Consider the following 380-nt stretch of genomic DNA (forward strand, 5'->3'; position numbering starts at 1 on the left):
GTAGAACACAGCCTTACCCATCTGCAGGTTAGGAATACGATGCAGAGCCTGAACCATCAGTTTGGCCAGGTTAGGGCCGTCGTCGGCACCCAGCTTGGTGGTGTCGATGTTTGCAATGCGCACAACATAGCGCCAATCGCGAACCGACAGGCCATTGTCCCACTTATAATGGGTTCGGTAGCCTTGATATTTCCCGCCGTTATCATCGACCAGCGTTTGCTCACCAAGGTCTTTATGATCCAGCCCTGCCTTCTGACCTTTAGGGAAGATACCGTGCACGGTATTCGTGCCCCAAACCACCAACCAAATGGATGTAAGGTTTGAACCTGTGCCGCCTGCATCAACGATATTCTGCGCATTCTTTGCAGACTTATCGTTAT

The 380-nt window shown here is 51.3% G+C and carries 1 protein-coding gene; it reads right to left on the bottom strand.

Annotated features, from left to right (window positions below):
- On the bottom strand, positions 1-380 hold a 380-nt coding region (locus RM425_RS21555; protein ID WP_311347279.1), incomplete at both ends, for a major capsid protein.

It is taken from the genome of Blastococcus goldschmidtiae, from assembly GCF_031845325.1.
Lineage (GTDB): Bacteria > Actinomycetota > Actinomycetes > Mycobacteriales > Geodermatophilaceae > Blastococcus > Blastococcus goldschmidtiae.